The following is a 14217-nucleotide window of genomic DNA, read 5'->3' as shown; positions in this document are numbered from 1 at the left end:
TTCAAAATGAACTTTCCTCGCGCTGAAGGGTGCGCCAGCAAATGAGGCAACAGGCCAGCTTGAGGAAACCTTCATGAATGTCGGCGCGACGCTCGAAGCGGGTGCGCAGACGGCGGAATGCGTGAAGCCAGGCATGAGTGCGCTCGACGACCCCAGCGGATCTTGCCGAGTCCACTGCCGTGGGGCTGGCCACGCCGCGCGATCGAAGTTGGGATGCCGGCAGCATGAAGCGGTCGACGATACGTGTCGTGATCGTACGCGCGGTCGGCGTAGATTCGGCCACGCTTGCGCAAAGGTCGACCTCGACATCCCCGGATAGCGGGAATCGCGTCGATCAGAGGCAGGAGTTGGGTAATGTCGTTGCGGTTCGCGCCGGTCAGGATGACCGCGATCGGCGTGCCGTTGGCATCGGTGGCGACATGGTGCTTGGAACCGGGTCGCGCGCGATCGGTGGGGTTCGGTCCTGTTTTTGGCCCGCCCCAACCGCTCGAACTGAAGAGGAGTCGATGATGACGCGCGAGAAATCGATGCGATCCGCTGCGCGTAGCTTGGCAAGCAAGATCTCGTGCAGGCGATCCCATACCCCCGCGCTTTGCCAGTCGCGTAGCCGGCGCCAGCAACTGACGCCAGAGCCGCAGCCCATTTCGCTGGGGAGTTCGTTCCAGCGAATGCCGCTTCTCAGCACGAAGAGGATGCCAGTCAATGCGGCCCGGTCCGACACCGGCATGCGACCCGGATACCGGAATCGCCGCGGCTTGGCTGGCGGCAGAAGCGGTTCGATCAGTGCCCACAATTCGTCGTCGATGATCGGCTTGCCCATCCTCTCTGTCCTGTTGTCACAACGGACGAGGTTAACAGGTTCGCCTTGCGGTTAACAGTACCCAACTGCTCTTTTTGAAACAGCTTCTTAGCCCCAGAATGCGGGAAGTCCGCCGGGAGGAAAACAATGAAACGAGCCAATTCGTGGCGCCGGGTAGCTGTACTGCCGGCAGCCGCGCTTACAGGCGCCGCACTCGCACAACCGTCCAGCGAGCCCACAGCGGAAGCAACCATTCCGACGCTGCCAACCGTGACCGCCACGGCAACAGCGCAAGGTTCACTCACGGCGCCAGGTATCGGCCATCAACGGCAGTCCCTGTTTCAATCCGCCGGTTCGGTTGGATTCGTCGATGCCGCGTCGTATTCGAACACCTATGCCAGCGACCTGAGGGATGTGCTTAAGGATGTTCCCGGCGTCTATGTGCAGGAACGCTATGGCCAGGAGCTGAGGCTCTCGGTGCGCGGCTCGGGCATTGCGCGGGGCTTCCACACGCGCGGCATCGAAATCCTGCAGGACGGGGTGCCAACCAATTTCGCCGATGGTAGCGGCGATTTTTACCAGATCGACCCGCTTGCCCTGTCGGCGGCAGAAATCTACAAGGGCGGCAACGGGCTGGCCTATGGCGGCACCACGCTGGGAGGCGCCATCAACTTCACCACGCCCACCGCGTTGACTGCCGAGGCACCCAACATGGTGCGAGCCGATGGCGGTAGGTTTGGCACTGCGCGGATCGACGGCCAGGTGTCGCGGCAGATCGGTGCCTTTGACCTTCTGGCCAACCTCAGCGTCGCTCACGCCGAAGGCTATCGTGCCCACGAACGCGGCCAATACGAGCAGCTAAACGCGAACTTCGGCTACCGCTTCAGCCCCGCCGTTGAGACACGTTTTTACTTCGGCGCGTATATCGTTGATCAGTTACTGCCCGGCGCACTCACGTTGAACGATGCGCTCAATGATCCGCGCAAGGCATCGGCCAGTGCGCTGGCCGGTGATCAGGCCCGCAATACGCGCACGGAACGGCTCGCCAATGTGACCAGCGTAAAGCTGGACAACGGGCAACTGGATTTCAATACCTGGGTCATCCACAAATACCTGTACCACCCGATCTTCCAGGTGATCGACCAGGATTCGTGGACATACGGCTTTGCCCCGCGCTACGCCGGCACTTACAGCGTGGGTGGCATGCGCAACCAGGTCATCGCCGGCCTGCGGTTCTTCGGCGGCAACAATGATGCACGACAGTATGTCAACGTGAACGGCGACCGTGGAGCCCAGACACTGAACGCCGCGCAGGACGCCTACAACTACGAAGCGTACATCGAGGACCGTCTTTACGTCGTACCCACCGTAGCGCTGATGGCCGGCGCCAAGGCATACCGTAATCGACGGAAGTACCAGGACTTTGGCGGACTGCCCACCAACCCGCGCCCAAAATCGGACAGCACGACGTACAGCGGCGTCAATCCGAAGTTTGGCGTGCTCTGGGAGCCGAGGAAGGATGTGCAGGCCTTCATCGATATCACGCGCAGCGCCGATATCCCCGACTTCACGGACCTGAACCAGACCATTGGTACGACCCAGCGTTTCGTGCCACTGGCCACGCAACACGGCTGGACGCTGGAGGCCGGCACGCGCGGCCAGCAGGATCGCTTTGGATGGGATGTGACGCTGTACCGCTCGCTCGTGCGGGACCAACTATTGCAATACACCGTTAGCCCCGATGTTCCTGCCTCGACGTTCAATGCGAACAAGACGATTCTACAGGGGGTCGAGCTGGGCGTGAGCGCTGATGTGCTGCGCAACGTCGGCAGCTCAGGGGACAAGGTCACGGTGTCGCAGCTTTGGAACTACAGCGATTTCCGCTTCGACAATGATCCGGTCTACGGCAATAATCGTATCGCGGGCGTGCCGACCCACGTGCTGCGTACGACATTGGCTTACAGCCGGCCATCGGGGCTGCGTGTGGCGGGCACGATCGACTGGGTCCCCACCGGCGCCTATGTCGACTACGCCAATACACTGAAGGTACCCGCTTACGTATTGGTCGGCCTGCAGGCCAGCTATGAGTTCCAGCGTGGTTTGACCGTGTTCGTGGACGCGCGCAATCTGTCCGACAAGCGCTATATCAGCGATTTCAGCACCGTTGCCGATGCCAGAACGGCCAACGCTGCTGTCTTCTACCCTGGCACGGGCCGCGCCTTTTATGCCGGGGTGAAGTACAAATTCTGAGGGCCAAGCTGCCCCTTCGTCGGAGCACTCATCAACACGCGTACGCAGTCCTCAATCCCCCAGCAGACTGGAGTGACCATGAGGCTTTGGCTATTCGTAAAGGACGGATGCCCGGCCAGTGCCACGCTCGAATTCTTGCTCCGACCATGTGGATTAGCGTTGAACGTTCGCCCGTTAAGCGGGGGTCCACCACATGCGACTCATGTCTTGCTGCTGTGCGACGAATTACCGCAGCTGCCGGTGATTGATACCGCCTACGGGTGCGCGTTCGGATTGAAGGTGGGCTTTGTTTTTTGCGTCGTGATCTTGTGGGCCTGGCCCCGGGGGCCGAGCTGGGCGGCGCGCAGCTTGCGACCGTCCGCCCAGCGCCGGCGTGTCTAGCGCCTTTTCCAAGGCTGCACACCGAAACCGAACCGCATTACTGGCCTTCGCGCGCCAGACGGCGCCATTGCCCCGGCGTCATCCCCATCGTGTCGGTGAACACACGCCGGAACGCTGCCACGGATCGATACCCGATTGAGTCGGCCACGGCCTCGGTGGTCATCGTCGGCTTCTTCAGTTCGTTGGCGGCCAGGCTCATCCGGATATCAGTCAGCAATTCGATAGCCGAGCGCCCCAGCTTGTCCTGAAAGTGCCGCATGAAGGTGGCGCGCGACATGCTGCACAAGTCGGCCAGATCAGGCAGGTTCCAGGGTCGCGCCGGATCAGCGAACATGGCTGAAACGGCGGGAGCCAGTCGCGGATGGCCGGCAAGCGCCAACAAGCCTGCCGGCGCCTGCTCGGATTCGCTTGCTGCGCGCAGGACCAGTGTGAACAGCGCCGAGGTAAGGGCGTTGAGCATGGCATATCCGCCCAGTTTGTCGCTGGTGGACTCCATGCGCATCAGCCCCACGAGACTGGCCAGGTGGTTCGAAGCAGCCCCTATGGCCTCTTCACCATGACCGTCCATGGCCCGTACCACTAGATTCGTTGGTAGATAATTGCGAATCAGCCGATCATGGGGTGGCTCGATGAAAAATCGCCCGCACAACAGGTCCAGATGCTCGCCCCGGCCATTATTCTGGCTGAGCATCCATCCTGCAGAGCCTTGGCGATTGTAGGTAAGACCCGGCGCATGTCCGCTGCCATCGTGCAGCACGTGCTCCGACCCGTGAGGCAACAGCACGATATCTCCTCCCACCAGCTCCATGGTCGTCTGCGTCTCCGGACTCTCGATAATGGCCCGGCCCTTGAGCACGACATGGTAGGGAATCTCGTGCGCCGCGGACTGAGGCCAGGCCACACGCCATGGCGCACCGTAGGCGCAACGGACCTCCAGCCGGCCAGTGATGGTGATCATTTGCAGGAGCTGGCTCAGCCAGTCGACTTGGGACATAGGACCTCGGGAACTTGAGACGATCAAGCATCTTATTGCGATTGCACACCGTTTGCGCGAACCACATGGCTTCAGTGCTCGAGCTGATCGGACACGTAGCCCACAAGCTCGTCCAGGGAACTGGACGGCAAGGGATTGCTTCGCGTGCGCGGCTCCGTCGAAGAAGTTACGCACCGGGCGGGCTGCTCGACGGCAACCATCTACCGCTGCCTTGCCAGGATCACTGAGGGCAACGGTGCGCCGAGGGTCCTGACCACGGACGCGTCGCGAGCGTGTCAGGCAAATAGTTTTCGGTATTGGATGAACCCAGGGCGATCAGCGATGCGGTCCTAGAGCCGCATGCCGTTCTTCGCGGGACCTGCACCTATGCTCCGATGGGCTTCACACCGTACTTTTGATAGTAGGTGCTCCTGATTTCGTCTTGACTTCGAGGAGGGTGGGCAAAGACATGGGCTGGAGACAGCAACGGAGTGATCGAAGAGGTTTCGATTTTGACGACGTGATCGACGGGATACTCTGGGCCATTCACCGCCCAGACCCAGTCGGCGATCATCAAATACTCGCCATCGCCTGGCGACAGTATCAACGCGCGGCCCTTGAATCGATAACCCCGTCTCTGGAAGATGTCGACTACGTTAATTTCGATGGCGGGATTACGCCTCAAGTTCAGTATCGTTCGGGGCGATGCGATATCGGCGAAGTAGAGAACGCCGTTCGTGACCGTCAAGGACGCCTTCGGCGAAAGATTGGGCGTTCCGTCCTCGTTGACTGTCGCGACGAACGACAGTATCGCCTGCTCGATGATCGCCTCCATGTCGGCAGTGATTTCAATCATAGATATCCTTGCTTGTATAGAATTTGAGCAGATCCATGCGCCCGCCGGCCGGTGCCGTATCCATCTACATGCACGCTAGTCGCGAGCCGGAATATTGAATCCCTTTTGAACGGCTGGGCGCGCGAGGCCCCGATCGAGCCATGCCTGCACATGAAGAAAGCGGTCGAAACCGACGAGCTCACGCGCTTCGTAAAAGCCGATCAAGTTTCGCACCCATCCAAGCAGCGAAATATCGGCGACGCTGTAGTCAGCGCCCATCACCCAATCGCGGCCCGCGAGCCGCTCGTCGAGGACCCCGAGCAGCCGAGCTGATTCGGTCGCATAGCGGTCGCGCGGGCGCTTGTCTTCATAGGCTTTGCCGGCAAATTTGTTGAAGAAGCCGACCTGGCCGAACATCGGCCCGACACCGCCCATCTGCCACATCAGCCACTGGATCGTTTCGTAGCGCGTGTTGGGATCGGTGGAGAGGAACTGGCCGGTCTTGTCTGCGAGGTAGATAAGGATCGCTCCCGATTCGAACAACGCCAGCGGGCGGCCGCTCGGCCCGTCGGGATCGTAGATAGCCGGAATCTTGCCATTGGGATTGAATGCGAGGAAGGCCGGATCGTGGTTCTCGTTCACCATGATGTCGATGCGGTGAGGCTCATAGGCAAGGCCTGTCTCCTCCAGCATGATGCCGACCTTCACTCCGTTGGGCGTCGGTAAGGAAAAGAGTTGCAGCCGATCGGGGTACCGCACCGGCCAGCGCGTGAAAATTGGATGATCGAGTGTCACCTTCTTTCTCCTGGGACTTGTCGGGTCATACAAAAAGCCCGGATGGATCTCCATTGGGTGTATCCGGGCTTTCGGGTTAAGGGATGCATCAGATGACACCTTCCAGAATCCTTGGAGAGCGTTTATGCAACCAGATAGAGTTCAGATCGAGCCAGCCGGCGTAACAGCGGGAAAGTCCTTCTCGGGATCGAACACGTTATTGAAGAAGTTCGTCAGGGAGTACATGGCCACCAGCGCGACTATCTCCATCACGTTCGCATCCGTGTAGCCTGCCTCGCGGACGGCTTTCAGATCGGCGTCAGTAACGTTGCCGCGGGCCTCGATGACTTTGCGCCCAAACTGGACGGCGGCGTCGCGCTTCGGGTCGTTGGCATGGCCCTTCCGAGCGAGAATGATTTCATCGGCCGGCAGCTTGGCCATATGCTCGGCCGTAAAGCTGTGAACTGTCAGGCAGTAGTTGCAGCCATTCACTTCGGAGACAGCGAGGCCGATGCTGTCACGCGTCTTCACGTCGAGCGCTTTGCTCAAGGAGCCAAGCAGGGTTGCCCATGAGTTGAACGCGATGGGACTCTGCGCGAAGGTCGCCATCATATTTGGGGTGAACCCGATGTTCTTGGTGAACGCATCGAGGTTCGGTTTTGAATCGGCCGGCACCTGTTCCGGCTTTAGAGCAGCGGTTCTTGGCATCGTAGTCTCTGTAAGTTACTGGTTTCACTAATTGGGGAAAGTCCATGTGTGAACCATCCCTCGGCTTACTTCGTGCCCAAGTCTGGGGTCGAAGCTGTCGGGCCTTCAAGCGGGAGGTACCTTATGTTTGCCTCTCACTGGCAGCCGCTTAGTCGTTCGGCGTGATCACTGCCGCGGCGACGCACCTATACCAAATCCAACACATCGGCCACCGGCAGGCGCGGCTTCTGCGGCCAGTTTCCGGGACGCTCCGCTCCTACGGACAACAGCAGGACCGGCACTTCGTCTTCGGCCAGTCCGAACTCGCGGTGCACCGCTTCAGCATCGAAACCAATCATCGGCGTCGAACCCAGGCCCAGCGAGCGGGCCGCGTAGATCATCGCCGCCGCACCGAAGGTGGCGGTGCGTACTGCCTCGTCGCGCTGTCGCTGCGGGTACTCCATATACAGATTGCGTGCGGGGATTTCCCATTCCGGCACCATCTCTGCCGGCATGACTCCCGCTTCCACCAGTGGCGCCAGGCGATCTGGTATTACGCTGGAATCGGCCAACTGGCCGCAGACGATGAAGGTAACGGCTGCTTCGGTGATCGGGGGCTGGTTCCAAGCGATCGGGCTCAGCCGAGCTTTGGCAGCGGCCGTGCGTACGGCGATGAAGCGCCAGTTCTGCATGTGGAAGGATGTCGGCGCGCTGGTGCCGATTCGCACCAGCTCGCGGATTTGGCCGTCGCTCAAGGTGGCGGCACGGTCGTAGTACTTGGCCGCGCTGCGGCTCAGGATGCATTCGATGACGGCATTGGCCCTGGTGGTTCCGTTGCTCATGGGGATGACTCTTTCATCAGGTGGTTAGGAGCCTCCACTTTAGGTCTGCCAGATACATATTTCGAGACTCTATTTACTCAATAAGATGCTCAAAAGGATCAACGCAACCAGGCAACCTCGCCACATTGGGCGGCCGACGCATAGGCCGCGAGCAATTCTTTTCCTTGGAATACCGGATGCGCTGACACCAGATCTGGAACATGCCGGGCCGGATCCAAATCGCTTCCCGCCGGAGCGCGAGATTTCCTGCGGCAGCAGGAGCGGGCGCCATTGATCGCTTTTCATCATCAAGAGCTTGTCGCGCCGGTACTCCGACCATGCAAACCTTCGGGCATGGACTTGCGCAACGTCGGCTACGACGACCTGATGCACGCACTCGACGCCGGCAAGGTTGAAGTCGAACGCGGCGACATGCTGCGGCTGCGCACCGGCTTTGCCGAGGTGGTGCTGTCGATGCAGCGCGAGCCCGATGAAGCCGTGCTGCACCACAGCTGCTGCGCGCTCGATGGACGCGATGACAAGCTGCTGAACTGGATCACCGACGCCGGCATCGCGGCGCTGATTGCCGACAACTACGCGGTGGAGCGCTACCCCGCACGCCCGACGCCGGACGGCGACAAGCGGCACCCGTTGCTGCCGCTGCATCACCACTGTCTTTGGACAGCCCGGCTGAGCATGTTCGCAAGCACATCGAGGGGGTCTCGCGCTGCCGCGCTTCCGCCGGCACTTCGCAATGCCGTCCCGTAGGCTAATATAGGGGGAAACCTTTATTGAACCTTAACCCTCGGCATGAGTCGTCTGGTGGCCGGGATTTTTCTCGTGCCCAAGGCTAGTGTGGCCTTACGACGGCCTTGCGATGCCTTTACTTGCCGATCTTGCGCCGGAGCGCAACCATATTGGGAAGAACTTTCATCCGTCGACAAACGTTGATATGGTGCCGACCGCCGAAGCTGGGCGTTGGTCTTCCCTCTTGGTATCCAGGAGTTCGAGATGCTGAAAGATGTGCTCGCAATCAGCCGCAACAGTTGGGCTATGGAGACGGCCGGGATCAAGATACAGTCGCTCGACCCGAAACTCAGAGTCGCCTTGCGCAAGTTCGGCATCGAGCAGGGACTAAGACCAAAAGAGGTCGTCGCCTTCTTTGTGAAGAATGACATCGGCCGCATTTCAAGGCCGCTCGAAGCGTTTGAGATTGTCCACGAGTGGGAAAAGGCAGGAGAGCTTCGAGCGGACGCCCTTGCCAGTGCAAAGCTTCAGTACATTAAACAGGGCTACACCCTCTAGGATCGTCCCGCTACCGGCGGCGCGCGCTGAGCCGCCACGCCGCGCCGCCGGCTGCCAGCGCAAGCAGCAGCTCGAGCAGAATTACCGCCTTGGTCAGTGGCTTCATATCATGTCCCAGTCTGGTAAGTCGACGGTCAGGCCGGCCAGCGCGTGCGTGCAGTCGTTCAGGAACCGGATGCGCCCGTTCGTCGAAACGAATGGCACACCTGCTCGACGAGCTACTAAGTGACTTCCCTCACCCCTTGACGTCACGCAGGTCGTGGCCGAAGGAATTGCGTTCCCGAATCTGGCCGTCGGAGCCGTGGATCAGCAGTTCGACCTTCTCGCCTGGTCGGTGCCCGCGCGGATCGCTTCTCCAGCCGTTATCGGCCGCACAACGTGGATGTTCGGCATGGCTGTCTCCTAATGAGATGCATAACCCTGGTGCGCCGAGAGCGGCGGTTTGAGTCGGGGGGGCGAGCAGATCGTCACGTAGGGCGCGAAAGCAGGATGGCCATGTGACGATGACATGGTTTTGTTAGCGGCACTTAGCCCGGACTATCGCCCTGCGGTGGAAACGTAGCAGTGCCTACTAGCCGAATCGACGCCCGCCTCGCAGTTCACGGCCGGCTAGCCGCCGGGGCAGCGATGAGACCGCATGGCTAAGCGACTGATAACTCTGGTGCAGCATCGATTCGATGATTTTCCAGTCCGCGTCCGTCATGTCGCCCGCTTCAGCGCGAGCATCGCGAAGCAGCATCGCTTGCGCGCGCAGCCGCCCGTGTTCGCGCGTGGCATTCGCGGCCACCATGTACAGCGACGCCGCCGCTTCCGCACAAGCGTTGGTCAACGCATCGGGCCCATAACGCTCATGCATCCCGATGCACGATCCACCATTCCAGTTCCAGACTGGTGGTTCGAGCGACATCGAAGTTGCGGTCTCCCGTGTTGGGATTAGGGTGAAATATGTCCGCAGCGCGGGCAACGCCTTTTCGTAGTCGCTGCGCGGCTTCCCCTCTTTGAAGGTGAAGGCGGCGGAGGCGCCGTAATAGGCGCCGACGTACGACCTAAGCCACGGAAATCGATACTGCGTGCGCGGGGTCTGCGCCCCAAGGAAGAGCGAGACGGGTCGGCGATCGTAGTGCGGCATCTCCTGATGGTGGTGTCTCACCTCCTCCTACTTCTATGGGATGTCACGTAGCCGAGATAGATGGCCAGTTGCGCAGCCAGCGGCCCGGGCGCCAGTTGCGCGAGCGCGATGCCCTCCTTGTAGTCGGCCTCCGTGATCCAGTGGCGGGCGGCCACGAGGTCGCGACGCATGTAGCCGGCCAGCGCGGCTGGTCCTCCGAACCCTAGCGTGCCCAGCCGCGCGAAGTACAGCACCAGTTGGCGCAGCGTGAAAGGGGACGATAGCCACCACCGGCCCGTATGAGCGCTCACCCCTCACCGGCCAACCAGCGTGGAGAGGCCGAATGCCCGCTGATCGACCATCCCCAGCCATTCGACTCTGAACTGGCGAATGACGGAGATGGGTCGGGTTCGGCCTACCGCGTCGGGACAGCAGTCGGCCACTTGCTGCCGTTTGACCTTCATCGCGCCAATGACCGAAGTCGGCCATTGAAGACGCCGAGCTAGAATCCCACATCCCTCGCGCCCCATTCTCCCGACGATGAATCCCGGACCGCATGACGTCCTGAGCCGCATCCTTTCCGCATGCAAGGCCGAACGCGCCGTGACGGCAAGTTTCCGGCTCCACGCACCGTGGGCGTTGCACTCGGCCGGCACCGAAGGCGCGCTGATCCGTATGTGTACCGGGCCCGGGTACTGGATCCGCACCGATGGCGGCACGCCTGTCGAGATTGGTCCGCGCGATATCGTCATGCTGCCGCGCGGCACGCCGCATACGGTGTCATCGACACGGGACCCCGGTGAGGGCGTCGTGCCCTTCGCCGATCTGCTGAAGGCGCACATGATCGGCCGCCATGGCGACCATCCGATCGAACTGACATATGGCGCAGACGGCACGGGCAGTGTGGACGCCCCACCCACGCAACTGTTCTCCCTTCACCTGTGGATGCCCGCGCTTGACGTGGGCGCTATCCCAGCGGAATTGCCACCGCTGATCGTGCTGCGTGCCGACGAGCTTCCGCTGGCGCACACGCTGGCAAACACGATGGAACTGCTGGTGCAGGACTCGCTGTCCCAGCGTCCGGGCTGGCAGTTGTCCGCGGCACGCATGGGCGACCTGCTGCTCGTGCATATCCTGGGCGAGTATCTGCGCACGCCCGCCGCCGCGCGCCAGGGCACGCCGAACGTCCTCGACGACCCCGGCATTGCGCGTGCGGTTGCGGCCATGCACGAGGCGCCGCAACAGGACTGGAGCATCGCCCAGCTCGCCGCCGTGGCATACCTGTCGCGCACGGTGTTCGCCGAGCGCTTTTGTGCGCTGCTGGGCGTGCCGCCGATGCAGTACCTGAGGGCATTTCGCATGAACCTGGCCGCCGAACGGCTGCGCCAGCCGCGCGTACGGATCGCCGAGGTCGCCGAAGCGACGGGCTATGCATCCGAGAAAGCATTCTCACGCGCGTTCCATCGCTGGATTGGCGTATCGCCCGCCCAATATCAGCGCGACGCATCGGCCCCCTGATGCCTCCGCGCAGCCACACGCTGCCGATCCGGACGATCGGTGCCCGAATCCGGCGTTCCGGAGGTTGAGCGCGGCGTGGCCACCGCCCGATAATTCCGCTCAATCGCCCTCGCTGGCAAACAAGGAGACATGGGCATGAAGCACGTAGAACACGCGCTGATCGTGGGAGGTGGCATTGCTGGCTGCGCGGCGGCCATTGCATTGGCACAGGCTGGTGTGAGGGTGACGATGCTAGAGAAGCAGCAGGAATGGCGATTCCAAAGTTCCGGCATCTTTATCTATCACAACGGACTTGCGGCGCTCGGCAGCCTCGGGGTGCTGCCGGAGATCGTGTCGAGTGGCTTTGCCATTGCCGATGGCCGTAGTATCTACCTGGACGAGCGCGGCGAACCGATCACCGATACTTTCTATCCGTCCCGTCATCCGGACATTGCGCCGATCGTCGGGATCCGCCGGGCCGAAATGCATCGCATCCTCGCTAGCCGACTCGATGCGCTGCGCGTCGATATCCGCTTGGGCACCACTGCCGTCCGGATCGATCAGAAAACGGCAGAGCACGTCACCGTTGCACTCTCCGATGGCACCTCGGGCCAATACGATCTTGTGGTCGGGGCGGACGGCATTCGCTCGGAGATCCGCCGCCTGGTCGCAGGCCCGCTGGAACCGGTCTATACCGGACTCGGCGTCTGGCGCAGCGTGCACAGACGACCGAAGAACCTCACCGCAAAGATCATGATGATGGGTACCGGCAAGCGGCTCGGCATCATGCCGATCAGCGATGACCAACTGTACTTGTTCGGCACGCTGCCTGAGCCCGCCGGGCAATGGTATGAGCGGACCGATTGGCCGGCGCTGATGCAAGCCCGTTTTGCGGAGTTCGGCGGCCCGGCGCGCCAGTTCCTGGACGCGCTCTTTGCCGACGCCGAAGTGCTCTACACCGCCGTGGAGGAGGTCGCTGCCCCGCTGCCCTGGCACCGTGGCCGTGTGATCATGATCGGTGACGCTGCGCACGCCTCAACACCCTTCATGGGACAAGGCGGCGCGATGGCACTCGAAGATGCCGTGCTGCTGGCGGAGATGTTGTCCCGCGACGTCGACGTGGAGGCCACGCTGCGAGTCTTCGGTGAGACACGCTACCCCTTATGCAAGTTTGTGCAGGACACCTCGCGTAAAGTCGGCGAGGCGGGGGCGCGGGAAGACGCGGCCATCCTGGGCGCGCGCAACGAAACGATGCGGCGCACCGCACAGCGGCAGGTGGACGACTTCTACGCGCGGATGGATGCGCTACGCAGTCAATTGCCCTCGGCGCAGTGCGCCTGACAGAGGGGTACAGCCGCACCTCCCCGCGCGCAGACTCGAGCTTGTTGTCGTCCTCGCGATGGTGGCCGACGAATTCGATCACCCCGTCGAGGTCACGCATATCTCATGCATGCCTACACGCCAGTCGCTAGCGCAGGCGCAGCAAGAAGGCACCTCCCTGCCTGAACGGCGGGGCAGGTGGGGCGCTGCGAGCGACTGCTTTGGCTCTGCGGATTCAACCGGTCAACGCAACGGATTGATGGAATCGTTCTGCCGGCGTATCGAAACCTAGTGTCTTTCGAGGGCGTTCATTGAGTTGCCGCGCTACGGCATTGAGCTTGGCTTGCGAGTAGACAGAGAGATCGATACCTTTGGGGAAGTACTGTCTCAGAAGGCCGTTGGTGTTCTCGTTCGAGCCGCGCTGCCACGGATGCTGAGGATCGCAGAAGTACACCTTGATGTCCGTGGCCACAGTGAAACGCTTGTGTTCCGCCATCTCGGATCCCCTATCCCAGGTCAGCGATTTGTAGAGTTCCTGCGGCAATTTGCACGCATGCTTGATGAGCGCATTGACAACTGTCTCACTGTCTTTGCTGGCAATCTTCACCAGCATAAGGTAGCGCGTCTGGCGCTCGACAAGCGTCACGATCTGGCTGCCCTCGCTACCACACAGCAGGTCACCTTCCCAATGACCCGGTATTGCACGGTCCTCGGCTGTGGCAGGTCGTTCACTGATCGACACCGTGTCACAAATCCTGCCGTGGTCGTCCGTCTTTTGTGTGTGATGGCGCGAACGACGCATGGCTCGTGAGCGCCGAAGGTGCTCCAGCAACTCCTTTTTGAGCGCGCCGCGGGCCTGTATGTAAAGGCTACGATAGATCGTCTCGTGTGACCCCTTGTAGTCCTTGTTGACCGCGTACGCATGCTTGAGCCACCCGGCAATCTGCTCGGGAGACCACAGCATCTGCAGCTTGTCCGACACAACGCGTGCCAGCGCGCGGTTCCTGACGAGCTTACATACTTTTGGCCGACGGGCCCGCTCCCAGGCAAGCTGGTCGGCCTGGCTCGCCCGATAGCCCTGACCGCCACCATTGCGCGTGAGCTCCCGACTAATGGTAGAGGGCGCGCGTCCGAGGCGGGTTGCTATGGAACGGATTGAAAGGCCAGCAACGATTGAGCGAGATATCTCCTCGCGCTCAGACAGCGTCAACGCCAGCCTGGAACGATGTCGTTGTGCGGGCTGGATACCGCCGGTTTCCGCCAGAATCCGTTGTACGGATGAGTGGTTACGATCGAAAAGTTGCGCAATATGCTGAAGCGATTCGCCCTTCCTCCAACGCTCCCACATCAGCGCCTTCTGGATTTCCGTGTAGTAGATACGCCGCCTTTGCTTCATTTGCAACACCTCCACTGCTCACGCAGTCTCCAGTGTGTTGCATCGACCGGTTGAATCCGCACTCAAATTGC

Annotated in this window: 12 protein-coding genes and 4 pseudogenes; 6 read left to right on the top strand and 10 right to left on the bottom strand. The window is 61.3% G+C overall.

Features of this window, described 5'->3' with window-relative positions; genetic code table 11:
• Nucleotide 1: 1 nt before the first annotated feature.
• Nucleotides 2-820 (bottom strand): annotated as a pseudogene (locus ACOCMH_RS14120) (IS5 family transposase).
• A 126-nt stretch (nt 821-946) separates the two neighbouring features.
• Between ACOCMH_RS14120 and ACOCMH_RS14115 the strand changes: the two are divergent.
• On the top strand, nt 947-3049 hold the full coding sequence (locus tag ACOCMH_RS14115; RefSeq protein ID WP_427308932.1) for a TonB-dependent receptor family protein: 2103 nt from the start codon (nt 947-949) through the stop codon (nt 3047-3049).
• 418 nt (nt 3050-3467) lie between these two features.
• On the opposite strand, the gene ACOCMH_RS14110 is transcribed toward ACOCMH_RS14115, so the two are convergent.
• The gene (locus ACOCMH_RS14110; RefSeq protein ID WP_427308930.1) at nt 3468-4424 is read right to left on the bottom strand and encodes an AraC family transcriptional regulator; all 957 of its coding nucleotides are present in this window, start codon (nt 4422-4424) and stop codon (nt 3468-3470) included.
• 120 nt (nt 4425-4544) lie between these two features.
• Here ACOCMH_RS14110 and ACOCMH_RS14105 point away from each other — a divergent pair, with 120 nt between their 5' ends.
• Nucleotides 4545-4757 (top strand): hypothetical protein, encoded by a 213-nt coding sequence (locus ACOCMH_RS14105; RefSeq protein WP_427309223.1) that lies wholly within the window; start codon nt 4545-4547, stop codon nt 4755-4757.
• 31 nt (nt 4758-4788) lie between these two features.
• Here the strand turns inward: ACOCMH_RS14105 and ACOCMH_RS14100 are convergent, their stop codons facing one another.
• The 4 genes from ACOCMH_RS14100 to ACOCMH_RS14085 form a co-directional block, all read right to left on the bottom strand.
• Nucleotides 4789-5259 carry a pyridoxamine 5'-phosphate oxidase family protein gene (locus ACOCMH_RS14100; protein ID WP_427308928.1) on the bottom strand — a complete coding sequence of 157 codons (471 nt, stop codon included), beginning with the start codon at nt 5257-5259 and terminating at the stop codon, nt 4789-4791.
• 75 nt (nt 5260-5334) lie between these two features.
• Nucleotides 5335-6033, bottom strand: a complete 699-nt coding sequence (locus ACOCMH_RS14095; protein WP_427309222.1) for a glutathione S-transferase N-terminal domain-containing protein — start codon at nt 6031-6033, stop codon at nt 5335-5337.
• Nucleotides 6034-6174: 141 nt separating this feature from the next.
• Nucleotides 6175-6720 carry a carboxymuconolactone decarboxylase family protein gene (locus ACOCMH_RS14090; RefSeq protein WP_427308926.1) on the bottom strand — a complete coding sequence of 182 codons (546 nt, stop codon included), beginning with the start codon at nt 6718-6720 and terminating at the stop codon, nt 6175-6177.
• A 185-nt stretch (nt 6721-6905) separates the two neighbouring features.
• On the bottom strand, nt 6906-7541 hold the full coding sequence (locus tag ACOCMH_RS14085) for a nitroreductase family protein (protein ID WP_427308924.1): 636 nt from the start codon (nt 7539-7541) through the stop codon (nt 6906-6908).
• 330 nt (nt 7542-7871) lie between these two features.
• Here ACOCMH_RS14085 and ACOCMH_RS14080 point away from each other — a divergent pair.
• Nucleotides 7872-8219 (top strand): annotated as a pseudogene (locus tag ACOCMH_RS14080) (cyclase family protein); the annotation flags it as partial.
• A gap of 312 nt (nt 8220-8531) precedes the next feature.
• Entirely contained in the window at nt 8532-8825 is a 294-nt protein-coding gene (locus ACOCMH_RS14075) for a hypothetical protein (RefSeq protein WP_427308923.1), read from the top strand.
• A gap of 235 nt (nt 8826-9060) precedes the next feature.
• On the opposite strand, the pseudogene ACOCMH_RS14070 reads toward ACOCMH_RS14075, so the two are convergent.
• The 3 genes and pseudogenes from ACOCMH_RS14070 to ACOCMH_RS14060 all read right to left on the bottom strand — a co-directional run.
• Nucleotides 9061-9150, bottom strand: a pseudogene (locus tag ACOCMH_RS14070) (DUF2188 domain-containing protein); the annotation flags it as partial.
• Nucleotides 9151-9396: 246 nt separating this feature from the next.
• A complete protein-coding gene (locus ACOCMH_RS14065) occupies nt 9397-9954 on the bottom strand; it encodes a hypothetical protein (RefSeq protein WP_427308921.1) in 558 nt (185 codons plus the stop codon).
• A 44-nt stretch (nt 9955-9998) separates the two neighbouring features.
• A pseudogene (locus tag ACOCMH_RS14060) lies at nt 9999-10244 on the bottom strand (chromate transporter); the annotation flags it as partial.
• Between the two features lie 229 nt (nt 10245-10473).
• Here ACOCMH_RS14060 and ACOCMH_RS14055 point away from each other — a divergent pair.
• Together ACOCMH_RS14055 and ACOCMH_RS14050 are read left to right on the top strand one after the other, a co-directional pair.
• Nucleotides 10474-11451, top strand: coding sequence for an AraC family transcriptional regulator (locus ACOCMH_RS14055; RefSeq protein WP_427308920.1), 978 nt, complete (start codon nt 10474-10476; stop codon nt 11449-11451).
• A 135-nt stretch (nt 11452-11586) separates the two neighbouring features.
• A complete protein-coding gene (locus tag ACOCMH_RS14050; RefSeq protein ID WP_427308919.1) occupies nt 11587-12771 on the top strand; it encodes an FAD-dependent oxidoreductase in 1185 nt (394 codons plus the stop codon).
• Between the two features lie 214 nt (nt 12772-12985).
• On the opposite strand, the gene ACOCMH_RS14045 is transcribed toward ACOCMH_RS14050, so the two are convergent.
• Nucleotides 12986-14146: an IS30 family transposase gene (locus ACOCMH_RS14045; RefSeq protein ID WP_427308918.1), complete on the bottom strand. Its 1161-nt coding sequence runs from the start codon at nt 14144-14146 to the stop codon at nt 12986-12988.
• Nucleotides 14147-14217: the final 71 nt, after the last annotated feature.

The sequence above is a fragment of the Cupriavidus sp. H39 genome, assembly GCF_050271075.1.
Classification (GTDB): Bacteria; Pseudomonadota; Gammaproteobacteria; order Burkholderiales; family Burkholderiaceae; genus Cupriavidus; species Cupriavidus necator_B.
This window is presented reverse-complemented; position numbering and strand designations above follow the sequence as displayed.

Coding starts and splice junctions, on each gene's coding strand:
- ACOCMH_RS14075 (WP_427308923.1), top strand. CDS start 8,532: ATGCTGAAAGATGTGCTCGCAATCAGCCGCAACAGTTGGGCTATGGAG.
- ACOCMH_RS14055 (WP_427308920.1), top strand. CDS start 10,474: ATGAATCCCGGACCGCATGACGTCCTGAGCCGCATCCTTTCCGCATGC.
- ACOCMH_RS14065 (WP_427308921.1), bottom strand. CDS start 9,954: ATGCCGCACTACGATCGCCGACCCGTCTCGCTCTTCCTTGGGGCGCAG.
- ACOCMH_RS14110 (WP_427308930.1), bottom strand. CDS start 4,424: ATGTCCCAAGTCGACTGGCTGAGCCAGCTCCTGCAAATGATCACCATC.
- ACOCMH_RS14085 (WP_427308924.1), bottom strand. CDS start 7,541: ATGAGCAACGGAACCACCAGGGCCAATGCCGTCATCGAATGCATCCTG.
- ACOCMH_RS14090 (WP_427308926.1), bottom strand. CDS start 6,720: ATGCCAAGAACCGCTGCTCTAAAGCCGGAACAGGTGCCGGCCGATTCA.
- ACOCMH_RS14100 (WP_427308928.1), bottom strand. CDS start 5,259: ATGATTGAAATCACTGCCGACATGGAGGCGATCATCGAGCAGGCGATA.
- ACOCMH_RS14050 (WP_427308919.1), top strand. CDS start 11,587: ATGAAGCACGTAGAACACGCGCTGATCGTGGGAGGTGGCATTGCTGGC.
- ACOCMH_RS14115 (WP_427308932.1), top strand. CDS start 947: ATGAAACGAGCCAATTCGTGGCGCCGGGTAGCTGTACTGCCGGCAGCC.
- ACOCMH_RS14045 (WP_427308918.1), bottom strand. CDS start 14,146: ATGAAGCAAAGGCGGCGTATCTACTACACGGAAATCCAGAAGGCGCTG.